This window comes from Archangium violaceum, from assembly GCF_016859125.1.
GTDB lineage: Bacteria > Myxococcota > Myxococcia > Myxococcales > Myxococcaceae > Archangium > Archangium violaceum_A.
On sequence record NZ_CP069338.1, the window covers coordinates 10770569 to 10795295 of the forward strand.

General features: G+C 68.8%; 18 protein-coding genes. 10 read left to right on the forward strand and 8 right to left on the reverse strand.

Annotated elements, in window-relative coordinates:
* Window positions 1–153: 153 nt before the first annotated feature.
* Entirely contained in the window at window positions 154–1566 is a 1413-nt protein-coding gene (locus JQX13_RS45485) for an FAD-dependent oxidoreductase (RefSeq protein ID WP_203405650.1), read from the forward strand.
* 155 nt (window positions 1567–1721) lie between these two features.
* Here JQX13_RS45485 and JQX13_RS45490 read toward each other — a convergent pair whose 3' ends face one another.
* From JQX13_RS45490 to JQX13_RS45515, 6 genes are all read right to left on the reverse strand, one after another.
* Window positions 1722–2678: a gluconeogenesis factor YvcK family protein gene (locus JQX13_RS45490; RefSeq protein WP_430384231.1), complete on the reverse strand. Its 957-nt coding sequence runs from the start codon at window positions 2676–2678 to the stop codon at window positions 1722–1724.
* 213 nt (window positions 2679–2891) lie between these two features.
* Window positions 2892–4277, reverse strand: coding sequence for a sugar transferase (locus tag JQX13_RS45495; RefSeq protein WP_203405652.1), 1386 nt, complete (start codon window positions 4275–4277; stop codon window positions 2892–2894).
* Between the two features lie 88 nt (window positions 4278–4365).
* Window positions 4366–5103, reverse strand: coding sequence for a CpsD/CapB family tyrosine-protein kinase (locus tag JQX13_RS45500; protein WP_203405653.1), 738 nt, complete (start codon window positions 5101–5103; stop codon window positions 4366–4368).
* Between the two features lie 40 nt (window positions 5104–5143).
* Complete coding sequence (locus JQX13_RS45505; protein ID WP_203405654.1) at window positions 5144–6565, reverse strand: GumC family protein; 1422 nt, start codon at window positions 6563–6565, stop codon at window positions 5144–5146.
* A 32-nt stretch (window positions 6566–6597) separates the two neighbouring features.
* Complete coding sequence (locus JQX13_RS45510) at window positions 6598–7752, reverse strand: hypothetical protein (protein ID WP_203405655.1); 1155 nt, start codon at window positions 7750–7752, stop codon at window positions 6598–6600.
* A gap of 63 nt (window positions 7753–7815) precedes the next feature.
* Window positions 7816–8394: a polysaccharide biosynthesis/export family protein gene (locus tag JQX13_RS45515; RefSeq protein ID WP_203405656.1), complete on the reverse strand. Its 579-nt coding sequence runs from the start codon at window positions 8392–8394 to the stop codon at window positions 7816–7818.
* Window positions 8395–8753: 359 nt separating this feature from the next.
* Between JQX13_RS45515 and JQX13_RS45520 the strand changes: the two genes are divergently transcribed.
* From JQX13_RS45520 to JQX13_RS45550, 7 genes are all read left to right on the forward strand, one after another.
* Window positions 8754–8954: a hypothetical protein gene (locus JQX13_RS45520; protein ID WP_203405657.1), complete on the forward strand. Its 201-nt coding sequence runs from the start codon at window positions 8754–8756 to the stop codon at window positions 8952–8954.
* Window positions 8955–9576: 622 nt separating this feature from the next.
* The gene (locus tag JQX13_RS45525; protein ID WP_239014249.1) at window positions 9577–11556 is read left to right on the forward strand and encodes a hypothetical protein; all 1980 of its coding nucleotides are present in this window, start codon (window positions 9577–9579) and stop codon (window positions 11554–11556) included.
* Complete coding sequence (locus tag JQX13_RS45530; protein WP_203405659.1) at window positions 11553–12893, forward strand: hypothetical protein; 1341 nt, start codon at window positions 11553–11555, stop codon at window positions 12891–12893. The genes JQX13_RS45525 and JQX13_RS45530 overlap by 4 nt, the downstream gene beginning before the upstream one ends.
* Before the next feature lie 175 nt (window positions 12894–13068).
* Window positions 13069–14928, forward strand: coding sequence for a malto-oligosyltrehalose trehalohydrolase (gene treZ, locus JQX13_RS45535; protein ID WP_203405660.1), 1860 nt, complete (start codon window positions 13069–13071; stop codon window positions 14926–14928).
* On the forward strand, window positions 14925–16964 hold the full coding sequence (locus tag JQX13_RS45540) for an amylo-alpha-1,6-glucosidase (RefSeq protein WP_203405661.1): 2040 nt from the start codon (window positions 14925–14927) through the stop codon (window positions 16962–16964). Before treZ ends, JQX13_RS45540 begins: the two co-directional genes overlap by 4 nt.
* Before the next feature lie 8 nt (window positions 16965–16972).
* Window positions 16973–17752 (forward strand): N-acyl homoserine lactonase family protein, encoded by a 780-nt coding sequence (locus tag JQX13_RS45545; RefSeq protein ID WP_203405662.1) that lies wholly within the window; start codon window positions 16973–16975, stop codon window positions 17750–17752.
* A gap of 79 nt (window positions 17753–17831) precedes the next feature.
* On the forward strand, window positions 17832–19583 hold the full coding sequence (locus JQX13_RS45550; protein WP_203405663.1) for a glycoside hydrolase family 88 protein: 1752 nt from the start codon (window positions 17832–17834) through the stop codon (window positions 19581–19583).
* An 8-nt stretch (window positions 19584–19591) separates the two neighbouring features.
* Here JQX13_RS45550 and thiE read toward each other — a convergent pair whose 3' ends face one another.
* Together thiE and thiM are read right to left on the reverse strand one after the other, a co-directional pair.
* Window positions 19592–20242 carry a thiamine phosphate synthase gene (thiE, locus tag JQX13_RS45555; RefSeq protein ID WP_203405664.1) on the reverse strand — a complete coding sequence of 217 codons (651 nt, stop codon included), beginning with the start codon at window positions 20240–20242 and terminating at the stop codon, window positions 19592–19594.
* A gap of 13 nt (window positions 20243–20255) precedes the next feature.
* Window positions 20256–21050 carry a hydroxyethylthiazole kinase gene (thiM, locus tag JQX13_RS45560; RefSeq protein WP_239014250.1) on the reverse strand — a complete coding sequence of 265 codons (795 nt, stop codon included), beginning with the start codon at window positions 21048–21050 and terminating at the stop codon, window positions 20256–20258.
* A 120-nt stretch (window positions 21051–21170) separates the two neighbouring features.
* Here thiM and JQX13_RS45565 point away from each other — a divergent pair, with 120 nt between their 5' ends.
* Complete coding sequence (locus tag JQX13_RS45565; protein WP_203405666.1) at window positions 21171–22844, forward strand: serine/threonine-protein kinase; 1674 nt, start codon at window positions 21171–21173, stop codon at window positions 22842–22844.
* A gap of 30 nt (window positions 22845–22874) precedes the next feature.
* Window positions 22875–24704: a CocE/NonD family hydrolase gene (locus tag JQX13_RS45570; protein WP_203405667.1), complete on the forward strand. Its 1830-nt coding sequence runs from the start codon at window positions 22875–22877 to the stop codon at window positions 24702–24704.
* Window positions 24705–24727: the final 23 nt, after the last annotated feature.

Below are 24727 nucleotides of genomic sequence, written 5' to 3' on the forward strand. Positions count from 1 at the left end.
CCACAACCCGCGCCTGCCATTTCGCCCGGGAGGACAGTCGGGTACGCGCGCACAACTGGCCAGCGTGTATGTGATGCCAGAAGCCAGGGGCCGCGGCGCACCGGGCTCCATGGCTCGACGGGCAGGGATTCGTTCACTTACGATCAGCCGCCCATGCCAACCTCAAGCCCCCTCCCCCTTCCCCCCAGGCCCGTCGGCAAGCACGCCATCGTCTTTGGCGGCAGCATGACGGGGCTGATCTCCGCGGGTGTCCTGTCCCGTTACTTCGAGCGTGTCACGCTGGTGGAACGCGACCGCTTCCCGGATGGACCGAACCCGCGCAAAGGCATCCCCCAGGCGCAGCACGCTCATGCCCTGCTCATGCGGGGACTGAACATCATCGCCGACACCTTCCCAGGTGTCCTGGAGGATCTGGAAGCCGCCGGGGCGGCAGTGGTGGACGTGGGCGACTCCACCGCCGCCTTTGGAGCTGGCGGTTGGCGTCGGCGGTATCATGTGGGCGTCAGGGCCTCCTCGCAGAGCCGGTTGCTGATCGACTGGGTCGTCCGCAAGCGCCTGCTGACCTTCGCGAACGTACGCATCCTCGATGGACGTGAAGTGGTGGGCTTGAAGACGAGCGCGGACCGGGCCCTCATCACGGGCCTCCAGCTCCAGGCCCCTGGTGGCGGGCAGGAGGAGACGCTGGAGGGCGACTGGGTGGTGGACGCCAGCGGCCGTGGATCTCGCATGCCCCAGTGGCTGGAGTCACTGGGCTACCCCCGCGTGGAGGAGACGCACATCCACGTGGACGTGGGTTACGTCAGCCGACTCTACCAGAAGCCGCCGGGCTTCGCGCCGGGATGGGACATGCTCGCCCTCACGCCCAAGCTGCCCCAGCAACGGCGGCTCGGACTGATCCTGAGCATCGAGGGAAACCGATGGCTCGTGCAGTTGGCGGGCTGGCTGGGCGAGGTCCCCTCCGCGGACAACGCGGCGTTTCTCGAGTTCGCCCGCGGCCTGCCCCAACCGCACCTCTACGAAGCCATCAAGAACGCGGAGCCGATCGGGCCCATCAACAGCCACCGTTTCCCGCACAACCAGCGGCGCCACTATGAGCGCATGCCCCGCTTCCCCGAGGGCCTGGCGGTGGTCGGCGATGCCGTCTGCTCGTTCAATCCCATCTACGGCCAGGGCATGACCTCGAGCGCGCTGCAGGTCCAGGCGATGGGTGAGTCCCTGCGAGAGGGGCTGCACGGTGCCTCCACGCGCTACCGCCAGCGGGCGGGCCAGCTCCTCAATGGACTCTGGACCCTCGCGACGCTCGGGGACCTGAGCATCCCCGAGGTGAAGGGCAAGCGCCCGCCGGGGTTCGGCCTGATCCACTGGTACGTCGACCGGCTCCAGACACTCACCAACTACGACGAGGGCGCGATGAAGACCTTCACACGGGTGCAACACATGCTCGAATCGCCCACGGCCCTGTTCTCCCCGCGGATGCTGATGAAGGTGCTCACCGCCCAGCCCGACAAGGCCGCCCTCATCCCCGGCCCGGCCCCCATCGCCGCCACCCCACGGCAGGCGGCCTGAACGAACCAGGAAATGGGTGGTCCGCCAGCACGTGCGGGCCCTGCCCGACGTGCGCGTCCTGGAGGGCCGTGGGGCGGCCGGCCTGAAGACGGGTGCCTGTTGTCCCCTCGGATGGTGTTCGAGGTGCTCACCTCCAGGCCCGACGCCGCCGCCCGCTACAACCCGCAGCGCGCCATCTTCATCAGGCAGCGCGCCACCTTGCGGCTGTCGTGGCGGATGCGCGAGCCCTCCTTGAGGAGGTCCGCCTCCACCGGCACGACACCCGCGCTGATGAGGGCGCGGCGATCCACCCGGACGGGGAACTGGCCCTTGAGCGCGTAGCGACGGGCGGCCTCCTCGGAGGGCGCGGTGCCATTGAGCAGCACCGCGTCCAGCACCGGGCCCACGTGGTCGATGACGGCGCGCACGTGATCCAGGCAGTCCATGCCGTCCGTCTCACCCGGCTGCGTCATCAGGTTGGCCACCATCACCTTGAGCGCCCGCGTCTCGCACAGCGCCTGGGCCACCCCGTCCACGAGCAGGTTGGGCATCACGCTCGAGTACAGCGAGCCCGGGCCGATCGCGATCAGGTCCGCGGTGTGGATGGCCTCGATGAGCCCGTCCACCGGAGGCGGCGAGCGCGGGCTGAGCAGCACCTTGCGGATGCGGCCATGGGCGCGACAGATGGCGCTCTCGCCCACCACCTCGGTGGAGTCATCCATCTGCGCCACCAGCTGCACCGGCGAGGTGGTGCTGGGCAGCACCCGGCCCTTTATCCCCAGCAGCTCCCCGGAGACGCGCACCGCCTCCAGGAAGTCCCCCTTGAGCTCGGCGAGCGCGGCGATCAGCAGGTTGCCCACCGCGTGCCCCGCCAGCCCGCGCTTCCCGGCGAAGCGGTACTGGAAGACCTCGCTCAGGGGACTCTGGCTCTTGCCGCCCGCCAGGGCCACCAGACAGTTGCGCACGTCCCCGGGAGGCAGCACCCCGCGGGTGCGGCGCAGCCGGCCGGAGCTGCCCCCGTCGTCGCTCATCGCCACCACGGCGGTGATATCCAGGCCGGGATCCCCCAGCTTGGGAGCCGCGCGCCGGGCCAGGCCGCGAAGCACCATGGGGAGCCCCGTCCCACCGCCCATGGCCACGATGCGCGTCGGCCGGAGGTCGAGCGCCTGCAACAGCTCGTTCCGGTTGCCAATCCGGCGCCCATCGCTCGTTTCCCTCTCCCACGCCTCTTCGAGAGGCGACTGCAGCTCGAGCATGTTCCATCCCCTCCAACGCCCATCCGAATCCCCGCCGCCGGGCCCCCCGGCGGCGTCAACACCCGGGCCCCCACCAGGGCCCGGCCCGACCTACCGCGCACCGCGCGCCAGCAACACGTGCCGCACGGTGTGGAAGATGATGCCCATGTCCAGGAAAAGGGAGCCGTTCTTCACGTAATACAGATCGAACTCCAGTTTGTTGCGCGCGTCCTCCACCGACGCCCCGTACGGGTAGCGGATTTGAGCCCACCCGGTGAGGCCCGGCTTCACCGCCTCGCGCAGCCCATAGAAGGGAATCTGCTGCTTGAGCTGCTCGACGAAGACGGGGCGCTCCGGCCGCGGCCCCACGAAGCTCATGTCCCCCATCAACACGTTGAAGACCTGGGGAATCTCGTCGATGCGCGTCTTGCGGATGAAGCGGCCCACCCGGGTGACGCGATCATCGTTCGTCCGCGCCCACACCGCTCCGTCCTTCTCCGCGTCCGTGCGCATGCTGCGGAACTTCCACAGCCAGTACGTCTTCCCGTTGAGCCCCACGCGCTCCTGCCGGTAGAAGATGGGCCCCTTCGAATCCAGCTTGATGGCCAACATCACCAGCAGAAGGAAGGGCGCGGCGCACAGCAGCAGCATCGAGGCCACGAGGATGTCGAAGACGCGCTTGGCCATGCGCCTCGAGCGGGAGACCGTCAGCTCGTCCGCGAAGACGAAGTCGCTGGTGCGCAGGTGCGCCACCGGAATCCGGCGCAGCACGCGCTCGCAGAAGCCGGCGGCCTCGTACACCCGGCGCCCGGCCAGGCGGCAGCGCAGCAGCGCGTCCATCCAGTTGGCCCCGCGCATGTCGTCCGCGGCCTGCACCACGAACTCGGCGCCGAGCCGCGCGGCCGTCTCGTCCACCTGCTCGGCCGGCGAGCCATCCGCCCTCGGCACGCGGGGCTCCACCAGCGCGACCACCTGGAAGCTGTCCTCACCGCCCTGCTCGATGACGCTGGCCAGCGCGCGGGCCTTGAGCCCGTCACCCACGATGACGACACGGCTGGGCATGCCCACCACCGCGCGAAGCGAGGAGCGCACCAGCAGCGTCCCCACCAGGGCTCCCACGGCGCCGCCGAGCAGCGCCCCCGGAGGCAGGTGCACCGGCAGCACCGCCGGCGCCATCAGCATCAACAAACCGACGAAGGCCGTCGTCACCCCCGCCGCCTTGAGGAGCCGCGCGCCCCGACCCCGATCCTCCGCGGCCACCCTCAGGTTGTAGAGATCCATCAGATAGATGGAGAACTGGAACGTGGGGACGAAGGTGGCGCCCAGCAGCAGCAGCGCGGGCCCCGACTGCGCCAGCGGCAGGTGCGCATCCTCTGGCGCCAGCATCTTCGCGCAGGCCACCGCCCCCAACAGACACGCCAGGGCAATCGCGGCTCCTTCGATGACGAAGAGCGTCAGCTTCCTGGACGAAAAGTAATGATGGAAAACCCGAAGCACGTATCTCTCCCTCCGACCACCTCGCCCCCCTGCCACACCCCTCCCGGCCACGCGCCCCCTCGCGCGTGGCCGGGCTACCGCCGACGTCCTACTTCCGGACGTAGTTCTTCAAGTACGGGGTGTCGCTCATCTCCGCCCCGTTCAACACGCAGCCCAGGATGGGCGCCCCACCCAGCTGCTCCACGGCCTGGTTGACCGCCCGGGCCGGGGTGACGTTGGCACGCACCACCATGAGCAGGCCGTCCGCCTGGTGCCCGAGGATCGCCGAGTCGGCGAAGGGCAGCGTGGGCGGCAGGTCCATGTAGACCTCGTCGAAGTGCTCACGCACCACCTTGAGGAACTGCTTCATCCGCGCGCTGGCCAGGGCCTGCGTGGGCTCCTCGGGCGTGGCACCCGCGGTGATGACGGCCATGCGCGTGGCATGGAAGCGGCGCACCAGGTCGCGCACCTCACACTCCCCGCTCAAGAGCTCCGACAGACCCGGCCGGCCCTTGATGCCGAGCACGTCCGCCACCTGGCCGCGACGCAGGTCCGCGTCGATGAGGAGGATGCGCCGCTCCATGTTCGCCCGGGCCGCCGCCAGGGCCAGGTTCACCGTGGTCACCGTCTTGCCCTCGCCGGGCAGCGCCGAGGTGACACCCACCACCTTGAGAGGACGCAGCTCGCGCATCCGCTCCAGCCGGTAGTAGAGGCTGCGGTACTGCTCCGCCGCACCCGAGGCCGGGGCCGTCAGCGAGACCACCCGCTTGTCCACGGCGTTCGGAGACCCCGCGGCGTCATCCACGCGAGGAAGGAAGTTCCCCGCCCGCTCCATCGTTTGATCCATCTTGTTCCTCCCGGATTCCGCGTTGTTCACCCGAAGTCTCCTAGTTCAGCGGCGAGTCCGACGAAGACGGTGACGCCACTCCATTGCGAACCCCCGAGGCGGGCATCAGCACCCGCTTCTCCGCCTTACCCTGCATGTTCGGGACCACCGCCAGCACGGGGAGGGGCAGGCGATCGCGCAGCTCCTGCGTGTCCCGGATGCTGTCGTCGCGCATCTCCAGCACCACCCCGACGAGCACGCCCAGACCCAGGGCGATCAGGAAGGAGATGAGCAGGCCGCTCAGGCGATCCGGCCGCGCCGCCGCCACGGGCACACCGGCCGGGGAGACGACGTTGAACAGGCTCTCCGCGCTCTTCACCTCGAGGTCCTGCGCCAGCTCGGCCTCCACCCGGCGGGACACCACGCTCTGGTACTTGGCGCGGGCGATCTCATAGTCGCGGTTGAGGACCCCCAGCTCATGGGCCCAGCGCGGGGTGCGATCCAACCGCTCCTGGTAGCTCCTGGCCTGCTGGTGCAGACCCTCGATCTCCTTCTGGATGGAGGAGATGAGCTCGGCCACGCGGGAGCGCTCCTGGCGCTCGGCCCACTGGCGGCTCTCTGCGTCCTTGCGGCGCTCACGCATGGTGTTGAGCTCCTGGGTGAGGCGCTTCACCTCGGGGTGATCCGCCGTCCACGAGGAGCGGGCGGCCACCAGGCTCTGGGTGAGGGAGTGCTCGGCGGCCTCGAGACGGCCGGCCTCGCTGTCCGCGGCGTTGCGAGCCCGCGCCAGCTCCGAGCGGCGGGCCTCGGCCACGCGCAGCTCCTCGGACTTCGTCTGCAGCAGCGCCCCCACGCGCTCCAGCCCGCGCATGTTCATCTCCAGCTGCTCGGGCAGCTCGCCGATGTGGTCCACCTTGAACTGGGCGATCTTCTTCTCCCACTCGGTGACGCTCTTGGAGAGGGCGACGATCTCGTCCTCGAAGAGCTTCGTGGCACGCGCCGCCTGCTCCTGGCGCGACTTGAGCGCCTGCTCGGAGAAGAGCTGCGGGAGCCGGTTGGCCACCTGAGCCGCCACGTTCGGATCCGTGTGCGCGTACGTCAGCTCGAAGGCGCTCTCCCCCTCCACGCGCACGGTGAGATCCTTGCGCATGCGGTTGACGGCGGCCTCCATGCCCGCCTCGGAGACGATCTCCGGATAGAGGTTCATCTCCTCGATGGCCCTCTGGAGGACCGGACGCGCCATCAACTCCTGGCGGACGGTGAGCAACCGCTGCTCCACCAGCTCGCTGACGGTGCGCTGCACCATCTCCTCACCGGGGCGCTGCGGTTGCACCCGCACCACCGCCGTTGCCTCGTACACACTCTGCTGGCTCAACACGATGGCGGCGCCCACCGCGAAAGCTCCCAGCACGATGGCCCCGACCAGCACCTTGCGGCGCCACAGTGCCTTCAGCACCTGGTCTGCCGTCATCCCACGCTCCATGTGCTCTCCTCCTCCTACTCCAGTCACGTGTCTCACCAGGCCGTCATGTGGAGGCGGATCGCCGCCACATTCCGAGTCAGGTTCAGTCCGGCCGTGGCCTCTTCATCCATCCCCACCTGTGCGATGCGATCCACGGCCGCCTGCATCGACACATACCGATTCACCTTGAACTCGAGCCCCGCGCCCAGCGCGTAGCCCTGTGCCACCGTGGGATCCTCTCCCCACGAGAAGACGCCATGGCCCGGCGCCCGCCCGTTGCGGAAGAAGCTCGCCATTCCATACACGGACACCCGGTCACTGAAGTGCTTGTTGAGCACCATGCCCGCGTAGTCCGCCCACAACGCATTGGTGAAGCCACTGGCGCCCACCAGGTCATGCCCCGCGATGATGCCCAGGTCGAAGTGCCTGGCCTCATGCAGCAGCTCCAGCTTCACCCGCGGAATCACCCCGCTGGTGCCCTCCTGCCCGGAGAAGGCCACCGGACCGGCGCGCGCCGTGAAGGTGGTCTGCCGGCTCAGCCGGTAGCGCAGGCCTCCGAAGACACCGTGCGCCTGCTGGAAGCTGTCGCCGTACAGGAAGCCCTGGTAGCGGTACTCCACGCCCAACGACAGCCGCCGCGTGGTGCGCAGCCAGGCCTCCACGAACGGGGTGTGCACGAAACCGGCGACCTGCCCCGGCGCGAGCACCTGCACGCCCTCGAAGCCGTAACCGGCCCCCACGTCCAACCGGCGCGTCGCCCGCCCGGAGACGTACACCCGGGACTGGCCGTAGAGGACGGGCTCTCTCGAGCGCGCCACGCTGTCACGCGGCAGCGAGGCGGGATCCGTCACCCGGTAGATGCTCCCGGACGCCTCCACCCTCAGGCGGCGCGACAACAGCTTGCGCACCGACAGGCCGCCGCGGTGATCCAACGTCAGCGAGCCACTGCCGTGCCGCATGAGGAGGTCCGCCGCGTAGAAGCTCTCCAGCTTCAGCGTCTCGTCCCTCACGTCCAGGCCGAGCCGGGGCGTCAGCTTCGTCATCAACTGACCACCCGCCTGGCCGTCTGCGGCCAGCCGGAAGTCATCGTCGTAGCGCTCCTCGAGCGACACCCGGAGCCGAGGCTCCACCTGCGTGGCCGCGAGCGCGGCCGGACAGGTGCCCAGAACCGCCGCCGCCACCACCCAACCCTTCCATGAACGTCTCACGGCACCCTCCATCCCCACTCTCCGACCCGGAACCGGCCCCACTTCCCCAGGCACTCCACCGCGCTACGGCACGACGATGGTGTCGCCCGGACGAAGGATGAGCGGCTCGTTCTTGTCCGGCGCCTTCACCAGATCGTTGTAGCTCACGGGGATGGTGCTCCCATCCGTGCCCGAGCGGCGCAGCACGACGATGCCGTCGCGATCCGCGAAGTCCGTGAAGCCTCCCGCCAGGGCGATGGCCTGCAGGATGGACACCCGGCCGCGCAGCGGGTAGGCGCCAGGGTGGGCCACCTCGCCGGTGATGAAGACGCGGCTGCTGTTCACCTCCCGGACGACGACCGTCACCCGAGGCTCCTGCACGTACGGCTTGAGCGCCTCGCGAATCTCGTCGGACAGCTCGGTCGGCGTGCGCCCCTCGGCCCTCACCTCGCCCACCATGGGCAGGGAGATGAAACCGTCCGGCCTCACGGGCAGCGTGCGCGACAGATCCGCGTCACGCCACACCGCCACGTCCAGGAGATCCTCACGGCCGATGCGGTACGGCTGGTCCGAATTGTCCACCTTCCCCGTCGCCTTGTGTGCGCACCCCGACAGGATGAGCAACCCCAGCACCACCCACCACCTCGCGCTCGTCTTTCCCATCGCTCGCCTCTCCCCAAAGTCCCTGGCCCCGATGAAAGGCCAGGGGCCGTGTGTTCGCGGAAGGCCTTAGCAGCGGGTGTGCCAAACCTCCCACGCGGGCAAAGTCCCCGGATCGTCATGGGTTACGCGCTACAGCCCCTCGGAACCGTGTGGGATGTCCGGGAAAAAATTCCGGCATCGGCCGTAAGGGAGGGTCAGGATCTCAGTCTTTCTGGCCCCCGGGGTGGGCAGCGCGCTTCCTCCGCCGCTCCTCGTTTTTTCCCTCTCCCTCTGGAGAGGCGCGTGGCACGCCGCTTGAATTCATCTCTCGCGACGCCCGGGTTCAGACAGGACCGGGCGAGTGAGGAGCGGACGGGGCTATGAGCAAGGCGGCGGCGGGGGCGGTGATCGCGATGTTCACGGTGGGCGCGGGGATGATGACGCTGCTGGGCTCGGTACTGGGCACGTACGCGGAGGCGGCCACGCTGGCGCTGGTGGGCGTGGGATTGTTCGCGGGCAGCTCGGTCCTGAGCGGAAACAAGGACGCGGTGCCTCAGGCGGGAGTAGCCAAGGAAGCCTGAAGTCCACGAATGAAGGGCTGAAAAAAAGCGGGTGGCGATTGCGCGGGCAGCGCCGCCACGACCACCCGCTTCAGCGAAACGCTCGCGGCGCCAGGCGCCCCAATGGGCCCATGTCCGCATGCGTCAAACAATTCAACATTCTTCAGCTTTTCCTGTATTCAACGTTTAGCTAGCTTGTGAGCGCAAATGGACGGAGCCAGCTCCGGACGCCCGCGCTCCGAGGCGGCACGTCCACGAATGCAGGGGGAAACACATGAGGACGAGCACCCTCGAGGTCACCTCCAGCTGAGTCCTCACCCCGGTTCCGGTGAGGGCTCCGTCAACGAGCCTGCGCGGCAACTCCTGGGGATGGACGATGCACGCGGAGGAACGAGCGTACACGTGGGCGGCGCTGATACTGGGAGCCGTCCTGGTGACGAGCGGTTGCGTCACACTGACGCCGCATCCAGGCGGAGGCTCCCCCGAAGGCCCTCGCACCCTCTCCGCGTTGCACGAAATGGGGGCCCGCTCCTCCTCCGAGCCGGAGCCACCGCACCGCCGCCGGAGCGCTGGCGGAGCAGGCCCGGCCCTGGCGAGCGCGGGGCCTGAAGCCCACGGCCCGCCCTCCTGCGGAGGGGAGGCGGTGCCTCCAGGCTGGCCCGACTTCTCCTCTGGAGACAGAGAGGCACTGCTCGCTCCCTTCCTCTCGTGCACCTCGCCCGCGGAAGTCCTCGCCCTGCAAGAGCGCGTGGACATGCCCCGGTTGGTGGAAGCCCTGGACGACTGGCGCGCCGTGCGACTCGGTGCCCTGGGCACACCGCGCGAGGATGTCGCCCACCTGCTCAACAGCAAGCGCGCCGCCTTCCTCATGAAGGCCCCCGAGAAGTATGGCGCCCTCGGAGCCGAGGTGCTCGCCGTCTTCATCGTCGACTCGGCCCATGACGACGACTTGAGGGAGCTCCTCTTCCTATTGGCCCGGGAGAAGCGGCTGGAGGAAACGCTCGCGAGCCTGCCCGCATTCCAGGGGGCGTTGGAGAGGAGGGGCCTGAAACCCACGGCCCGTGTGGACCGGGACTTTGAAGTCGGAGACCTGGGCCGAGGCGCTGGCCGCGCCTTGAGGGACGGACTCTCCAGCTCCCTGGCGAACGACGGAGGGGGAGGATTCGCCTTCCTCCCCATACGAGGCCAACTGCCGCCGGAGTACCAGAAGGCCCTCGACGAGGCGGAGAAGCGATGGGCGGAGCAGCACTTCTCGGCGGGCAACGTGGCACTGGGAGGATTCGACCACCTCACCTTCGGCGTGCCGCTGGGCTTCTACGGGCTGCTGGCCAGCACGGGGCATGGCGCGCGGTCGCTGGCGCAGGGCAGGTACGAGCAGGCCACGCGCGAGCTGGCTCCAGCGGCGCTGCTGGTGGCCCTCTACGCGGGAGGCAAGGGCCTGCGCTACCTCTCCGAGGGTAGAGGCGCACCGGGGAGGGGGCCGCACCGCCGCACCGGGCTCGAGGCCCTCGAGCTGCGGCTGCGAGCCCTCGAGGAGACAGCGAGGCAGTTGGAAGGGCGGATGAGCCAGGAGGGCCTGCGCGAGCTCGTGCGGTACCTCCAGGCCAGCCGGGAGGCGGGCCGTTTCGTCGCCGCGGGAGGAGCGGACGCCGCGCTGGCGCTGTACGAGGCCCGGGGGGACGTAGCCAAGGCCCGGCCACTGTTGTCCAGGGCCAGACCCGGGGCCACGGACTCCCCGCCCGTGAAGAGCGGTGCGGGGACAGGCGCCAGGGAAGCCGCCGCGGCGAATGAGGCTCCACGTCCCTCTCTCGAGAAGGCCCGTGCCACGAAGCGCCCTGGCACCCTGGCCTCGCTGGTGGACGAGGGGGTGGGCCACACGCGGGAGGTGGTGGAGGCCAAGCTGGCGGCGGTGGAGCTCGAGACCACGGGCCCGCGCCACCCCACGGACATAGGCGTACTGAAGAAGCACCACCCCACCCTCGACGCCCCTCCGCCCGAGGCCCGGGGCAACCCGCGCTGGCGCGAGTATGTCGACTACTACGAGAGACGCTCTCTCGAGGTGGAGAAGGGCACGGCCGCCGAGGGCCCCTTGAAATGGGAGGGCTACGAGCGGATGCGCGGGTTGTTCGCCCGGGGGCTGGCCTTCGAGCGCTCCATGGTGAAATTGCTTCAAGAGGACGCGAAGAAGCCTCGGGCCGATCGCCGCTTCCTTGGGGACTTCGACAAGCCCCGCATCGAAACGCATGTGGGCGTGAGGAAGCCGGGCCCTGGCCTTCGCTACGCGGACGTGCTCGTCATTGAACAGGGCGAGTCCGGCGGGCGACCACGGCGAGTGGAGACGCTCAGCTTCAAGAGTCGCGATCTCTCGACAATGGGGGAAAAGCAGCTGGCAGCGCAGATGACCGACGACGCGAGCGAGGCCCTGAGGTACTATGGCGAGACGCTGGACATCCGCCGAGAATCCCTCCAGCACCTTCTCCCAGGAGGCAGTGAGGTGAACGTGCCGAGAGCTCGCCTCATCTACGAGGGGGGCGAACTCAAGCCCTCGGATGTAGCCATGTTGAAGAGAGCCGTGAACGAAACCAAGAGACTGGCTCCGGGAGTGGAGGTGCAATTCCAATGAGAGTGCTGCACTTGCACGACTTGAAGGCGGAGGATCGCCTCCGGCTCACTTTCGACGGAGCCTTCGATCCGCACGCGGCAGCGGAGAGAGAACTGGAGCCATTCTTCCTGGCGCTCGAGAAGCATGCCGACGGGTGGATGCCGGACATCGTCGAAGGCAAGCGGCGGCGAAAGTATGCCCGCGCCGCCATCTGGAAGTCCCTGGAAGAGGAGCGCCAGGAGAGAAGAACGGCCATCGGACTCTATCGTACGCAGTGGCCCGCGTTGGACATGACGCTACGGCTTTGGTTCCCGCCGCTCCATCCTGAACTGGACCTCACGCTCACCTTGAAACCGCTCTCCTTCTTCGCGGAGCCGGAGCACTGCGGGAAATTCGTGGAGCTGGTGCGTGCCTGGGCCTCCCGTTATCCAGTCACACATGCCGTGGCTCATAGCGGTGATGACATGATATTGGCGGGCTCTCCCAATTTCGGCCGCGACGACGAGACGGAATCCAGAGACGGGTTCGACAGAGTCTACGAGGTGTTCTGGCTCAACGTCTTCGGTCCAAAGCTGGTGGAAGCCGTGGGCCGCGAGCGCATGTTGTCCACCCCAGCGCACCGGGTGGAGGAACTGCCCAACGGCTCCGTCCTCATCGTCACGTGGCCCACCGTGGCGGATTTCGCCAGCAAGGAGGCACGGCTCGCGCAGGCCCGTGCCCACGCGCACCTCCGGCCGGACCTCGACTTCGACGCCGTGCTGCGCACCCTGCACGAGCGCAGTGCCATGCTCGCCCCCGTGGAGCCTCGCTTCCACCCGGACCTGGCCCCGCTCCTCTCGCGTGTGGTGGACCGCGCCGCCAGCCATGAGCGCCAGCGGAGGATCGCCGGGCTCAACACATGGTGCCCTCCCGAGCCCGAGGAGTGGCGCCCCGCCGACTCCGCCCTCCCCCCGGATGTGGAGGATCTGGAGCGCGCTCGCGAGCATTACAGCACCCTCGCCGAGCACCTCGTGGCGCTGCTGCACTCGGAGGTGCCCTCCGTCTTCGGGGCAACGCCCGAGTCGCTCACGGACATCGACTTCTACTTCTGGCGCGAGGAATTCCCGACAAGCCGCCCAAGGGAAGCCATCGACGAGCACGCGGTGCCCGCCATTGGTGCGTACCTGGGGGAGGCGCTGGTGCGCAACCTCGGCGGGAGGTGGATTCCGCGCCAGAAGCTCGAGGAGGCACAGGTTCTCGTGGGCAACCGCGTGTGGTTGCCCTTCGCCAGGGCCCGCCACTACATGCGCTCGCGACAGGCGTTGCTGGATTACTCGCTCACCTGGCTCTACCGCGAGGCCAAGCGGCACCGGGGCTGAAAGCCGATGGAGCATCGAGACATGCCCCCCATCGCCAGCCAGGCGGGCGGGCATGCGTTCCCCCGGTGAGGAGGGGCGTACGGGATGGCATGCCTTCCTCTCTCCCGAGACCCTGCACAACCTTGACGGCGTTCGCTTCTGTCTGGGAGGAGCCGTGGGGTCGGGAAGCTTTCAAATGACGCTCGGCGCGCGTCCGCTCACAGATGGCCGCACCCATTTCCGCGTGTGGGCACCGCGCCGCCGAAGGGTGGATGTCTGTGTCCACGAGTCGGGCGGACTCCGCAACCTGCCGCTCGAGCCTTCCGGTCGCGGCTACTTCGAGGGCACCCACCCCGTCCCGGTGGGGAGCCTCTACAAGTACCGCCTGGACGGCGGAGAGGCCTTCCCGGACCCCTGCTCCCGCTTCCAACCCGAGGGCCCGCATGGCCCCTCGCAGGTGGTGGATCCCACGCGCTACGCCTGGAAGGACAGCGGCTGGGCGGGCGTCACGTCGAAGGGACAGGTCCTCTACGAGCTGCACATCGGCACCTTCACCCCCGAGGGAACCTACACGGCGGCGGCCTGGAAGCTCCCGCTGCTCAATGAGCTGGGCGTCACCACGCTGGAGCTGATGCCGCTGCACGCCTGTCCCGGCCGCTTCAACTGGGGCTACGACGGCGTGCAGCTCTACGCGCCTCACGCGGCCTACGGGAGCCCGGACGAGCTGCGGCAGCTGGTGGACGAGGCGCACCGGCTGGGGCTCGGCATCATCGTGGACGTCGTCTACAACCACCTGGGGCCGGACGGGAACTACCTGTCCCAGTACGCAGAGGGCTACTTCAACCCGAAGTACCCCAACGAGTGGGGCGATCCCACCAACTTCGATGACGGGGAGGCGGCGGGCCCCTCGCGCGACTTCTTCATCCAGAACGCCTGCTATTGGGTGGCCGAGTACCACTTCGACGGGCTTCGCCTGGACGCCACGCAGAGCCTGTACGACGCCTCGCCGAAACACATCGTGGCGGAGCTCGTCGAGCGGGTGCGCGAGGCGGCGGGCAGGCGGCACGTCCTCATCATCGGGGAGAACGAGCCCCAGAACGTGAAGCTGGTGAAGCCCCCCTCCGAGAAGGGGTACGGGGTGGACGCCATCTGGGTGGACGACTTCCACCACTCGGCGAAGGTGGCGGCGGTGGGCCGCTCCGAGGCCTACCTGATGGACTACTGCGGCACCGCGCAGGAGCTGCTGTCATGCGTGCTGCGTAACTCGCTCTACCAGGGGCAGTACTACAAGTGGCAGAAGAAGCCCCGGGGTACGCCGCTGCTGCACACGGATCCGAAGCACGTCGTCTTCTACCTGCAGAACCATGATCAGCTCGCCAATGCCCTCAAGGGCGAGCGGCTGCACCAGCAGGCGGGGCCAGCGCGGGCCCGGGCGCTGACGACGTTCTTCCTGCTGCTTCCCCAGACGCCCATGCTCTTCATGGGGCAGGAATTCTACGCCTCCTCGCCCTTCCTCTACTTCGTGGATCACAACGCGGAGCTGCAGGAGCTGGTGCGCAAGGGGCGCAACGACTTCCTCTCCCAATTCCCGAGCGCCCGCCATGCCCTGGAGAAGGAGGGCTATCAGGTGCCGTTCGGTGAAGAGGCCTTCCGTCTGTCCAAGCTGGACTGGAGCGAGCGCGAGCGGAACACGGGAGCCCTGGCGCTCCACAAGGAGCTGCTGAGGCTGCGGCGGGAGGATCCGGTGTTCGCGGCGCGGGACCCGAAGCGCCTCGCGGGAGCGGTGCTGTCGCAGCACGCGCTGGTCTTGCGCTATTTTGGAAGCGGGCAGGAGGGCGACCGGCTGGTGCTGCTCAACCTGGGGACGGAGCTGGAGGTGGCCCCGTGTCCAGAGCCGCTGCTGGCTCCCCCACCGGGAAATAAGTGGAGCCTCCTCCTGGCTTCTGAGCACGTCCGCTACGGCGGAATGGGGACCCCGCCCTTCTCGGAAGAGACGCGCATGCGGATACCTGGACAGACGTCGCTCGTGCTCACGAGCGAGGAGATGAAGACGTGACCCCTCCTGCAACTGAGTGCCCCTCCCTGCCCCGGCTCGCCTTCGACTGGCCCACGGGCGCGGACTTCTCGGACATCGTCACCCGCGAGTGGCTCGTGACCAACGGGCGCGGCGGATACGCCTCGGGCTCGGTGGCGCGGTGCAACACGCGCCGCTACCACGGGATGTTCATCCCCGGTCTGGAGAAGCGTGGCCGCACGGTGCTGCTGGCGCGGCTGGGGGAGCTGGCCGTGGTGCGCGGCAGAACGTACCGGCTGGACGCGGAGGATCTCGCGGACGGGACGCAGGTGCCCGAGGCCGCCACGCTGCTGCGCGGCTTCCACCTGGACGGATTGGTCCCGCACTGGATTTATCAGGTGGGCGAGGCGCGCATCCAACGCAAGCTGGCGCTGGTGCACGGGGAGAACACGCTCATCGTGCTGTGGGAGCACCTGTCGGGTCCCGAGGTGGCGCTGCAACTGCGGCCCTTCCCGGCCATGCGCATGCACGATGACAAGCTGCACCACTCGGAGCTCGAGCCCACCGTGCTGCTGAGGGGCTCGCGGGTGGAGATGCAGGCCGGGGACGGCGTGCCTCCCATGAAGATGCGCCTCTACTCGCCCCGCCCGGCGCCGTTCGTGGGGCTGTGCGAGGCGAGCGCGCCACAGTTCTACCGGGTGGAGAAGGCGCGCGGATACGACTTCGTGGAGACGCTGGTGAGCCCGGGCTACTTCGATTGCACGCTGCGGCCGGGCGAGTCCCTGGCGCTGGGTGTCACCACGGAGGATGCGGTGGTGCTGGACCGGGAGCCCCAGGAGACGCTGTCCCTGGAGTACGAGCGCGAGCGGCGGCTGCTGGTACGGGCCCCGGAGGAGGCGCGCACGGGAGTGCCGGCGCGGCTGGTGCTGGCGGCGGACCAGTTCATCATCGACCCGACGCGCCCCGCGGACGACGCCTGGGCCCGAGCGGTGGGCCAGGACGCGCGCTCGGTGATCGCCGGCTACCACTGGTTCACGGACTGGGGCCGGGACACGATGATCTCCCTGGAGGGGCTGACGCTGTGCACGGGCCTGCACTCCACGGCGGCGGCCATCCTGCGCACCTTCCATCACCACGTGCGGGACGGCCTGCTGCCCAACCTCTTCCCCGAGGGCGAGAACGAGGGCCTGTACCACACGGCGGACGCGACGATGTGGTTCTTCCACGCGGTGGATCGCTACCTCGAGCACACGAAGGACGAGGAGCTGCTGCGGGACTTCTACCCGACGCTGGCGAAGATCATCGACCACCACCAGAAGGGAACGCGGCACAACATCCGGGTGGATCCCGCGGATGGCCTGCTGAGCCAGGGCGAGGAGGGCTACCAGCTCACGTGGATGGACGCGAAGGTGGACGGCTGGGTGGTGACGCCGAGGCGCGGCAAGCCGGTGGAGATCAACGCGCTGTGGTTCAACGCGCTGCGGCTGATGGTGGAGTGGTCCGAGCGGCTGGGCAAGGACGCGAGGCCGTACGCGGCGGCGGCGGAGAAGGCCTACGCGAGCTTCAACCGGCGCTTCTGGAACGCGACGGAGTCCTGCCTGTTCGACGTCGTGGACGGTGAGGACGGGAAGGACGATCCCTCGGTGAGGCCGAACCAGGTGTTCGCCATCTCGCTGAAGAATCCGGTGCTGCGGCGGGACAAGTGGGAGCCCGTGCTGGAGAAGGTGCGCAAGGAATTGCTGACACCGGTGGGCCTGAGGAGCCTGGCGCCGGGGCACCCGGACTACAAGGCGAAGTACGACGGAGATCTGCGGGCGCGCGACGCGGCGTATCACCAGGGCACCGTGTGGGGCTGGTTGATCGGCCACTACGTGGACGCGACGATGAAGGTGAACCCGGACAAGGGCGCGGCGCGGGAACTGCTCAGCGGTCTGGAGGATCACCTGGAGCACGCGGGCGTGGGGCAGATCAGTGAGATCTTCGATGCCACGGAGCCCTACCGGCCGCGAGGGTGCATCGCCCAGGCCTGGAGCGTGGCGGAGGCGCTGCGCGTCTTCCTGAAGACCGGGGCCCGCTGACCTCTCCCATGAGCGATGTCCGCCGGCTCTACATCCTCCGCTGCGGGTACGAGATCCTGCCGAGATCCGTCTCCATCCACGGAGCGGATCCCACCGTCATCCTGTGCGAGCCGGTCTGCGCCTATCTCCTGGATACGGCGCACGGTTGGGTCCTCTTCGATACCGGGATCGATCCCGCGCGGTTGAAGGATCCGGCGTTGCGCCAGCGGTTCTTCTCGGGTCCGGGTTGGCTGGCGCCGCCCATCGTCCTGCCGGAGCACGAGCTGCTGCCGCAACTGGCGAGGCTGGGGATCGGGGCGGACGACATCTCCGCCGTCATCCTCAGCCACGTCCATTACGACCACACGGGCCACCTCAAATACCTGCGCAACGCCCGCATCTACATCCAGCGCCGCGAGTACGACTTCGCCATGGGTCCTCATGGCAACCCGGCGGTGTTCGACGAGGACCTCCGTCTGGCGGACCGTGATTGGCGGCTCGTCGAGGGCGACTGGGAGCTGATGCCGGGCGTGCGTGGCGTCCTGACGCCCGGTCACATGCCCGGGCACCAATCACTCGTCGTCGAGCTGCCCGTGAGTGGCACGAAGATCCTCGTCGCCGACGCGGGAGACCTGCACGAGAACTTCGAGCGGGAGCTGGCGCCCGGGGAGTGCTCGACCCCCGAGCAGGGCATCGCGTCGATTCGCAAGCTCAAGGCGATCCGCGACGCCACCGGCGGCGAGCTCGTCCTCCTGCATGATCCGGACGACGTCCATTCGCGCCGCCTCGCTCCGGACTTCTACGAGTAGTCGGCCCGGAAGAAGACGTCACGAATCCAGGAGAGTCACTCCACCTGTCCGCCCTGATTGGGCACACCAGGAGGAGGACATGAACAGGAAAAGAACCATCAGCGGGCTGCTGGCGGGATGTCTCTGCGTGTTCGCGGCGGCACCCGCCTGGGCCTTCGACAACGCGGCGGCTGATCGGGTCCTACAGACCGCCCAGCAGAAGTTGCGCGCCACATCCTCGGATCCCGCGATACCGACCAACCAGTACCCCAAGGCCACGACCAACGGCCCATGGCGGCTCGTCCCCAACACGGCCAACCACGACTGGGTCCAGGGCTTCTTCCCGGGTCAGCTCTGGCTCATGTACGAGCAGGGGCGGGATCCCTTCTGGCGCACCAAGGCCGACGCCTGGACGCGCAACCTGGAGGTCCAGAAGAGCAACACCGACATCCGTCAAATCACCCATGATCTGGGCTTCAAGTTCATGAACAGCTTCGGCCAGGCGTACCGGCTGACGGGGGATGACTACTACCGGCAGGTGACGTTGACGGCCGCCACCTCGCTGGCCAGACGTTTCAACCCCACCGTGGGCGTCATCGATTGCTGCGATTGGAATGACGGCACCTGGCATGTGCCCATGGTCGTGGACACGATGATGAACCTGGAGCTGCTCTTCTGGGGAGCCCGGAACGGAGGAGATCCCGCCTGGAACGACATGGCGCTCCGTCATGCATTGAAGACCGCTTCGGACATGGTCCGCGCGGACGGCGGCACCTTCCACGTGGTGGATTACAGCACCTCGGGCGCCATCCTCTCCCGGAAGACGTTCCAGGGGTACTCCGACAGCTCCACCTGGGCCCGGGGACAGGCCTGGGCCATCTACGGTTTCACCACGGCCTACCGGTACACGCGAGATCCGCGCATGTTGCAGGCCGCGCAGAAGGTTACCGACTACTACCTGCCCCGGCTGCCCGCGGACTCCATCCCCAACTGGGACTTCAACGCCCCCGCGGACCAGCAGCAGAAGGACTCCTCGGCCGCCGCCATCGTCGCCTCGGCGCTCCAGGAGTTGAGCAGGTACGTCACCGACGCGACCGTGGCCCAGCGGTACCGGAACGCGGCCCTGGCGACGCTCGACACCCTCGCCTCCCCGGCCTACCTGAATTCGGCCACGGGTGGTGGCCCCGGCATCCTCCTGCACGGCGTGGCGTTCTACAGGACGGCGATCAAGCCCCAGGGAGAGGACATCGACAAGAGCCTCATCTACGGCGACTACTACCTCGTCGAGGCGGTGAGCCGCTTCAAGCTGTGGAACCAGGACGGGTGGCTCTCGACGCTCGGCTTCCCCGCGAGCGTGCGCGGCCTGGGCACCGGCAACACCGGCGTGCGGATCGTCGAGTTCGACGTGACGCCGCTCAGCCAGCCCATCGACGGCGTCATCGGCTACGCGGACACCTCGACCAACGTCACCGCCTACTCCAGCCTGGCCATGGCCATCCGCATGAACCCGAGCGGCTCCTTCGATGTGCGCCGGGGTGCCGCGTACGCCGCGCTCGCGAACGTGCCCTACCAGGCCAATGCCACGTACCACGTGCGCATGCGCACGGACCTGAACGCCAAGACCTACAGCGTCTGGGTGCGGCCTCCAGGAGGCACCGAGGTGCTCGTGGCCGACCGCTTCGCCTTCCGCTCCGACGCGCCTCCCACCGATGACCTCGGCAAGGTGTCACTCAAGAGCGGCCACTTCGACAACGAGTTCCGGGTCCGCAACCACACCGTGCGGGCCGAGACGGCGCCCGCCGCCAGCACGCGCCTGAGAACGGGGCGAGCAGGACCGGCGCGGAATCCGTAGGGCGACGCCTACTTCCGGCTCGCGAGCCCCCGCCGGACGGCCTGGACGAGGGCGCTCGCGGCCACCTCGCAGTCATCCGCGGAGCAGATGGCGGACACCACGGAGACGCCGTCCGCCCCGGCGGCGATGACATTCGCGGCGTTGGCGGCGTTGATGCCACCAATGGCCACGACCGGGACGGGCAACAGGGGCCGCAGGCGGGCCAGTTCCTCCAAGCCGAGCGCCGGAGTGGCGTCCGCCTTGGAACCGGTGGGGAAGATGGGACCCACGCCCGCGTAGTCCACCACCGACGGATCCAGCGTGCGCAGATCCGCCGGTCCGGTGATGGACAGCCCCACCAGCGCGTCGGGCCCCAGCAGGCGTCGGGCCACCTCGGGGGGCAGATCGCCCTGCCCCACGTGGACACCGTCCGCCCCCAGCACCATGGCCAGGTCCACCCTGTCATTGACGATGAGCGGCACCCCGAGCGGCCGGAGCCGTCCGAGCAGGGCCCGGCCCAGCTCCAGCGTCTCGCGCGCCGAGGCCTCCTTCTCGCGCAACTGCACCACGGTGGCCCCGCCGCGCACCGCGGCGAGCACCACGTCCACCAACTCGCGCCCACGCGCCAGCAGGCGATCCGTGACGAGGTAGACGGACAGGTCGGGCACACGACGGGACATGGGCGGAGCCTCCTCAGCCCACCCGGGCGCGGGCGCGCACGGTGTCCTCGTCCAGGGAGTAGAGCACGTCCAGCAGGTGCAGCTGCAGTGAGCCCGGTCCCTTGGACTGCTCGGCGGCGAGCTCTCCCGCCATCCCCAGCACCGCGAGCGCGCGCGCGGCGGCCAGCACCGCGTCGGACTCCACCGCCAGGAAGGCCCCCACCAGGGCGGACGCCGTGCAACCCATGCCCGTCACCCGCGCCATGAGCGGGTGGCCATTGTCCACCGCCACCACGCGGGTGCCGTCGGTGACGTAGTCCGTCTTGCCCGTGACGGCCACCACGGTGCCCAGGCTGGAGGCCAGCCGCCGGGCCGCCTCGAGCGAGGCCTCGGACGATTGGGTACTGTCCACCCCGCGCGTGGCGCCCGCCTCGCCCGCCACGGCGAGCACCTCCGAGGCGTTGCCACGGATGACCGCCGGGGCCTGGCGGGCCAGCTCGGCGGCGGTGCTGGTGCGGTAGCGCGTGGCCCCGGCGCCCACCGGATCCAAAACCCAGGGCACCCGGGCCCGGCGCGCGGACTGGACGGCCAGCTGCATGCCCTCCACCCACTCGGGTGACAGGGTGCCGATGTTCACCACCAGCGCCTGCGAGATGGCCGTGAAGTCCGCCACCTCCTCACGTGCGTGGACCATGGCGGGCGAGGCCCCCACGGCGAGCAGGGCGTTGGCCGTGTTGTTCATCACGACATAATTCGTGATGTTGTGCACGAGCGGCGACCGCTCCCGCACCGCCTTCAGCGACTCCCACACTCCTGAGATCAGGTCCACTGAGAGCTCCTCCTGCCAGGTCATCTAGCACCATCCGCCCCATGAGGGCAGGCTGACTGCCCTCCTGGCGTGCCGTTGAACTCGCCTTGCCTCCCAGGCTGCAAGAGAATGGGGGGCGACATGCCCCTCTTCCACCGTCCAGGACGCGTGACACCGCTCGGCAGACAACTGCTCGCCGAGCACATCCGGTCGGATACCGCCGCCCGAGAAGCCTCCGTGGCCCGGTTCAACAGCGGGGTGTGCTGCCTCTTCATCCTCACCGCGCTCGCCCTGGGACCCCTGCTCGGCTGGCCTCGCGCCCTCTCCGTGGCGGGCATGTGCGTCCTCTATGCCGGGTACTACGCGTGGCTCGCCCGGATCTTGAGCCGGGGCTGGTTCCATCCCGCCCTCTGCTGGTTCAACGTCTGCCTGGAGACCGCCGCCGGAGCGTGGATCTTCCTCTTCGACATCCTCTATGGGGATGCCGAGCAGGCGCTGTCCAACCCCTCGGCCGTCCTCTGGAGCACGCTCATCCTGCTCGCGGCGTTGCGCGCCAATCGCGGGCTGGCCTTCTTCGCGGGCTGTCTGGTGACGGCCGAGATGTTGCTGCTCTACTTCTTCGTCGCCCTGCCCCGGCTGAGCGAGCCCATCGCCCTGATGTTCACACCGACGCTCATGGTGCAGCGCGCCATCTACTACTTCACCACGGGTGGGTTGGCGGCCTTCGTGGCCAGCCACCTGACGCGCAAGGCCGAGGAAGCCCTGCACGCCATCCGGGCGAAGGACCTGGTGGGCAAGTACTTCCTGCACGAGAAGCTGGGGGTGGGCGGCATGGCGGAGGTGTTCCGCGCCACCTACAGCCCGGAGGGTGGCTTCGAGAAGGTGGTGGCCATCAAGCGCATCCTCCCGGCCTACGCCGAGGACGAGGACTTCGTGACGCTGTTCCGGCGCGAGGCGGAGCTGGGCTCGCTCCTCAACCACTCCAACATCGTCCAGGTGCTCGACGTGGGCCGGTTCGCGGACACCTACTTCATGGCCATGGAGTTCATCGAGGGGCTCTCCCTGCGCGAGCTGATCAAGCTCCACGGCCCCCTGCCGCCAGCGGTGGTGGCCTACATCGGGGCGGAGATGGGCCAGGCGCTCGACTATGTCCACCGGCGCACCGCGAGCGACGGCGTCCCGCTGAACCTCGTCCACCGGGACGTGAATCCGCCCAACATCCTGCTGTCGCGCATTGGTGAGGTGAAGCTGGGAGACTTCGGGGTCGCCCGCGCGGCCATCCATGTCCGCCTCACCCAGGCCGACCGGGTCCGCGGCAAGCTGGGGTACATGTCTCCGGAGCAGGCCCGGGGCGAGCCGTTCGACGGGCGCGCGGATCTCTTCGCGCTCGGCCTCACGCTGCACGAGGCGCTCACGGGACGGCGCCTCTTCCAGGGAGAATATGTGTCCGACACGACGCGGAGCGCTCCCCCGCCCTTCATCCTGCCGCCCTCGAGCTTCCGTCCAGACATCCCCCCCGCGCTCGACGCCGCCATCATGGGCCTGATCCAGTGGAGGGTGGTGGACCGCACGCCCCGGGGACTGAGGTTGCGCGAGCAGCTCTGTGAGCTGACCGGCGCCGTCGCGCCCTATCCTCACGGACAGGAGGCGCTGGCCCGCCTGGTCCAGGAGGCCATGGTGCGCAGGAAGCAACCGGTCGTGATCGGCGCTCCGGAGCAGGAGACCCGGCCGGAGTGTGATCCCGTCCTCGCCAGGAGCGAGGAGCCCACGGCGGTCCTGTCACCGAAGGGCGCGGTCGCGGGTAGGAAGGACTGACTTCCCGGAGATATCCAGTAGAGAGGTGACATGCGAAGCATCGATGTGTGGGCCAGGATGGGCCTCTTGCTCCTCCTGGGGGGTGCGCTCAGCGCCTGTGGGCTGGTGCGCGATTACATCCAGGAGGACCGGAAATCCTCGTACGCGCTTCCGGCCTTCACCCATGAGGCGGGAGACTGGCGTACCGAGCGGGTGCGGATGCGGGATGGCGTGGAGTTGTCCACCCGCATCCTGCTGCCCAAGGGGGTGGAACGGGCGCCGGTGGTGCTCATCCGCAACCCCTATGATCTCCGTTTCCTCTTCGAGCTGAGCTGCGACCTGTTCGTCCGCTACGGCATGGGCTGCGTCCTCCAGGACGTCCGCGGGCGGCTCGACAGCGGCGGCGAATGGTGGCCCCTGATGAACGAGCAGGCCGATGGCGAGGACACGCTGCGTTGGCTCGTGCAGCAGCCCTTCGTCGACGGTCGCATCGCGCTCTACGGCATGTCGTATCTCGGGGGAACCGCGCTCGCGGCTTCGGCGGGGCAGCTCCCGGTGGAAGTGAAGACGATCGTCGTCAGCGTGTTCGGCACGGACCTGCGGGAGGTGCTCTCCGAGCGGGGGCTGATGCCACACGAGCTCCTGACGGCGTGGGCGGCCTACATGCCGGGGCGCGAGTCGAAGCGCAGCGCGGGCTCGGCCTACCGGAAGATGCTCGCGCACCGGCCCCACCTCGAGGCGGATGTCGCGAGCTTCGGAGCGCCCCTCCCCTTCTATCGCGAGTGGTTGACGTCCCTACAGCCCGGGGGAGCGCTGTGGCAGCGGCCGGAGACCGAGGCCCTGCGCCAGAGTCCGAAGCACCTCGGGATCCCGATGCTCCTCGTCGGAGGGTTCGACGATCCCTTCCTCCCGGCGACCCTGCGCACCTGGGAATCGCTCGCCACGCGTGAGCAGAGCGTCATCGTGGTGGGGCCGTGGAACCACCTGGGAGCGCAGGGTGGAGCAGGCGTGAAGGTCACCGGCATCAAGGATGGCCTCGAGCAGTGGGGCACCGTGATTCCCTGGCTGCGCCACACGCTCCAGGGCGTTCCCCTGCCGTATGCCACCGGTCGCGCGCTCATCGCCGGGCATGGAGACCCGGGCTTCCGCGAGCTGCCCACCTGGCCTCCACCCACGCAGGAGCAGGTGCTCTTCCTCGATGCGGCACGGGCCGTCGCGGCGCCGGGGGCCTGTGCCTCCTCCTCGCTGACGTCCGAGCCGGACTCCACGCCGGCGGAGCTGAGCTACCGCTATGACCCTCTCCAGCCGTGGAAGAGCGAGGGAGGCGCACGGGGGATCGCGTTCGCCTTCTTGAGAGGGGATGGCGTCGAGCCGGGACCCGTGGAGCAGACGTGGCCCTGCGAGCGCGAGGATGTGCTGCGTTTCCTGGGCGCGGAAGCCGTGCGTGACGAGCGCATCGCCGGCCGGGCCCGGTTGCGCCTGCGCGTGCGTTCGAGCGCGGAGGACACCGCGTTCGTCGCCAAGCTCGTCGACGTGGACGCCAGGGGGCGGGCACTCCACGTGACCGATGGCGCGGCCACCCTGCGCTGGCCCACCGCGGACACCGCGACGCTCGTGCCCTACGTGCCGGGAAGTGAGCGCGAGGTGGAGATCGACTTCCATCCCACCTCCTGGGTGCTCTCGAAGGGGCACCGGCTCGGGGTGTGGGTGTCCTCGTCGAGCCATCCCATGCTGTCGGTGCACATGAACACCGCGCGGCCCTGGTACGAGGAGACGACACCCGTGGTGGCCCAACAGACGGTGGTGCTCGGAGGCGAGGGGGGCTCGCGGCTCGCCGTGCCACTCGAGGCCCCAATCACTCCCGCCTCCGCGGCACGGTGAAGAGTCCCTCTCATCTGTCGCCG

Bases quoted from the DNA above. Each gene is read 5' to 3' on its own strand.
- JQX13_RS45485 (WP_203405650.1), top strand. From the start codon at position 154: ATGCCAACCTCAAGCCCCCTCCCCCTTCCCCCCAGGCCCGTCGGCAAG.
- JQX13_RS45490 (WP_430384231.1), bottom strand. From the start codon at position 2,678: ATGGGCGGTGGGACGGGGCTCCCCATGGTGCTTCGCGGCCTGGCCCGG.
- JQX13_RS45500 (WP_203405653.1), bottom strand. From the start codon at position 5,103: ATGGATCAAACGATGGAGCGGGCGGGGAACTTCCTTCCTCGCGTGGAT.
- JQX13_RS45505 (WP_203405654.1), bottom strand. From the start codon at position 6,565: ATGGAGCGTGGGATGACGGCAGACCAGGTGCTGAAGGCACTGTGGCGC.
- JQX13_RS45515 (WP_203405656.1), bottom strand. From the start codon at position 8,394: ATGGGAAAGACGAGCGCGAGGTGGTGGGTGGTGCTGGGGTTGCTCATC.
- JQX13_RS45520 (WP_203405657.1), top strand. From the start codon at position 8,754: ATGAGCAAGGCGGCGGCGGGGGCGGTGATCGCGATGTTCACGGTGGGC.
- JQX13_RS45530 (WP_203405659.1), top strand. From the start codon at position 11,553: ATGAGAGTGCTGCACTTGCACGACTTGAAGGCGGAGGATCGCCTCCGG.
- treZ (WP_203405660.1), top strand. From the start codon at position 13,069: ATGACGCTCGGCGCGCGTCCGCTCACAGATGGCCGCACCCATTTCCGC.
- JQX13_RS45545 (WP_203405662.1), top strand. From the start codon at position 16,973: ATGAGCGATGTCCGCCGGCTCTACATCCTCCGCTGCGGGTACGAGATC.
- JQX13_RS45550 (WP_203405663.1), top strand. From the start codon at position 17,832: ATGAACAGGAAAAGAACCATCAGCGGGCTGCTGGCGGGATGTCTCTGC.
- thiE (WP_203405664.1), bottom strand. From the start codon at position 20,242: ATGTCCCGTCGTGTGCCCGACCTGTCCGTCTACCTCGTCACGGATCGC.
- JQX13_RS45565 (WP_203405666.1), top strand. From the start codon at position 21,171: ATGCCCCTCTTCCACCGTCCAGGACGCGTGACACCGCTCGGCAGACAA.
- JQX13_RS45570 (WP_203405667.1), top strand. From the start codon at position 22,875: ATGCGAAGCATCGATGTGTGGGCCAGGATGGGCCTCTTGCTCCTCCTG.